Here is a 2651-nt window from a genome sequence, read left to right as displayed (position 1 = left end):
TCGGGGATCTCTCGGTTCAGGGTTGGCGTTCACAACCCAAACCTAACCGGCAATCGCCGGTGACCACCGTCAGCTACACCACGCTATGGGACACGACCGGGCGACAAAGCGCTTCGCGAAGCCCTGACGGCAGTGCTTGGCGACGTCACCATGCTTGATGTTTTCGATGGGCGGGGCATTTCACTGTCCGTCCCTACCGTGCTGATGAGCGAGCATCGCGCCTGGGTTTTCAAGAAGACGCCCAAGAGCGGCGTGCGTGACGATCGCTATCCGCTCGTGGATGTGTGCCTGGCGTCCAGCGCGGCGCCGATCTACCGCTCGCTCGCCGCGATCGACGATCCGAATACCCCGGGCGGCCCGAAGCAGGTGTTCGCCGACGGGGGTCTGTGGGCGAACAATCCGATCATGGTCGGGCTCGTCGACGCGCTGACGATCGCTGCGCCGGAGCAGCCGATTGAGATATTCTCGCTCGGAACCTGTCCGCGTCCGGAAGGCGATCATCTCGACGCCGAGACCGCCCATCGGTCAATGCTCGACTGGTCGCTTGGCGCCGACGTCGCGCCGCTCAGCATCGCGGCACAGGAGTTTGCCTTCGACAACATGGCGCGGCTGCTCGCCAACGCGATGACGAATTGCGGGCGCTCGATCCGGCGGGTGCGGTTCCCCAACAAGCCGGTCCCCGCCAGCATGATGCCGTACTTGGCGCTCGACGACACGCGCCCCGAGGCGATGGATCGCTTGATCGGTCAGGCCAACACCGACGCCGACCTCACCAAGAGCGCCTGCGACGACTTGAACAGTGAGGACGGCCGAATGATCCGGCGCCTGCTGCTCGACCTGCCGGCAATGCCGTTCACCGGCGCGATCTGGGATCGCGTTTTGACACAAACCCAGAAAGGATAGGTGATGTACGACTGCGCCAAAGACGTTCGTGCGTATGACGATCAGGAGGTGACTCTTCCCAAGAGCGAGCAGGATGCGATGCGCGACCGGCGCGACGCGAACCGTACTCGGCTGCGCAACGGCTTGGCCAACGCCAACAAGCCGGCGCCGCTCGAGTTCATCAAGCAGGGTAGCTACGCCATGAAGACCATGGTCCGCGACCCGGACAACGACTACGACATCGATGACGGCGTCTACTTCCGCAAGGAAGATCTGGTCGGCGAACGCGGCGCTGAGATGACGTCGTTGCAAGCCCGCCAGATGGTCCGGAATGCGGTCGATGACGGCAAGTTCAAGCGTGCGCCCGAGGTCCGCTCCAACTGCGTTCGGGTCATTTACGAGAAGGGCTATCACGTCGACTTGCCGGTGTATCGTCGCGTCGTGACCTCGACGGCGTTCGGCGATGAGGTCCACTACGAGCTCGCGGCGAGCAGCGGCTGGAAACGATCCGATGCTCGCGACGTCTCCGATTGGTATGAGGATGAAAGGGCCAAGTCAGCGGATGGCGTCCAGCTCCGCCGGATCAACCGCGACCTGAAGAAGTACGCCCGCAGTCGCTATAGCTGGCGCGGCGGCATCCTCAGCGGCTTCGGCATCACGGTGCTCACGACCGAGCGGTTCCGGGTCAATAACCGGGAAGATCGGGCGCTCTATGACACCATGGTGGCGATCCGCGACCGGCTCAACTGGGATCTGCAAGTTGTGCATCCGGTCACGCCCGGCGACTACATCACCAGCGGTAGCGACGATGCCGGAGCGCGGTGCTTTCGCGACAAACTCACTGAGGCGATCGATACGCTCCAGCCGCTGTTCGAAACCGACTGCACGCGCGAGCGCGCCCTGAAATGTTGGGACAAGATGTTCGCGACCACCTTTTTCAGCGAGCGGCTCGAGGAGGAGAAGCGCGCTGCCGTGGCAGCCCCGGCGATCATCGGCTCGGCGGCGCTGTTGGGCGCGACGGCAGCTGCGGCGGCGGCCGTCAGCAGCGCCGGTGGCGGCCGCCATGCCTGAGCAGCCTCGCACGCTCCGTTGGCGGCAGGCCGCGCTTCGGCTCGAAGCAACGTTGCGCGAGCTGACGGGGCAGGCGCCCGCGCGTCTCGATCAGGCCACGATCAGCAGCTGCTACCCGACGCGCCGTTGGGCTGCGGCTTGGCGGGTCAGCGTCGCCTTCTCAGACGGCGTGACGCGCAGGATCGACATCGTAGCGACGGCGGGCTTCCCGACTGTGCCGGTTCGCACGGCGCTCGTCGACCACCCCGCGCTTCTGACCTGGCCGCATGTCGAGAGCGATGGAATTCTCTGCCTATTGCCCAACATGGCGGAATGCGATCCCGATGATCCGTCGGCCGTGGCCGCGAACCTGTTGCACCGTTCGGTCCGTCTGATCGAGGAGCTGCTGGAAGGCGCGATCGTCGACCGGGACTTTCGCGCGGAGTTTTTGACCTATTGGGCCTATAAGGCGCACGCGAAGGGTGAGAAACTCTACAGTCTGCTTCAACCGGTGCCGCCATCGCGTTTGGTGCAGGTCTGGAGAGGCGAGGGACTGGAGGTTGTCGGCGAGACTGCCGAGGTCTTGGCCCAATGGGTGCGTCGGCGTTTCGGCCAGGATGTCGGTCGTGTCCCTGCTGGTGGTGTAGCTTCGCAGAGCCACCGCGTGCCGGCTTTGGTCGGGCTGGTCAGGCGGCCACGGCTGGCAGGCTGACGATGGG

General features: G+C 64.7%; 2 protein-coding genes and 1 pseudogene. All 3 read left to right on the top strand.

Going from position 1 to position 2651, the window contains the following annotated elements:
• Positions 1-96 precede the first annotated feature (96 nt).
• Positions 97-903, top strand: a pseudogene (locus tag ACFPN9_RS25395) (patatin-like phospholipase family protein); the annotation flags it as partial.
• 3 nt (positions 904-906) lie between these two features.
• The gene (locus ACFPN9_RS25390) at positions 907-1953 is read left to right on the top strand and encodes a cyclic GMP-AMP synthase DncV-like nucleotidyltransferase (RefSeq protein ID WP_066716857.1); all 1047 of its coding nucleotides are present in this window, start codon (positions 907-909) and stop codon (positions 1951-1953) included.
• Complete coding sequence (locus tag ACFPN9_RS25385) at positions 1946-2644, top strand: E2/UBC family protein (RefSeq protein WP_377817818.1); 699 nt, start codon at positions 1946-1948, stop codon at positions 2642-2644. Before ACFPN9_RS25390 ends, ACFPN9_RS25385 begins: the two co-directional genes overlap by 8 nt.
• The last annotated feature ends 7 nt before the right edge of the window (positions 2645-2651 follow it).

The sequence above is a fragment of the Allobosea massiliensis genome, from assembly GCF_042655245.1.
GTDB lineage: Bacteria > Pseudomonadota > Alphaproteobacteria > Rhizobiales > Beijerinckiaceae > Allobosea > Allobosea massiliensis.
Note: the sequence above shows the minus strand (reverse complement) of the source record. Positions and strands in the feature narration are given on the sequence as shown.

Coding starts and splice junctions, on each gene's coding strand:
- ACFPN9_RS25390 (WP_066716857.1), top strand. CDS start 907: ATGTACGACTGCGCCAAAGACGTTCGTGCGTATGACGATCAGGAGGTG.
- ACFPN9_RS25385 (WP_377817818.1), top strand. CDS start 1,946: ATGCCTGAGCAGCCTCGCACGCTCCGTTGGCGGCAGGCCGCGCTTCGG.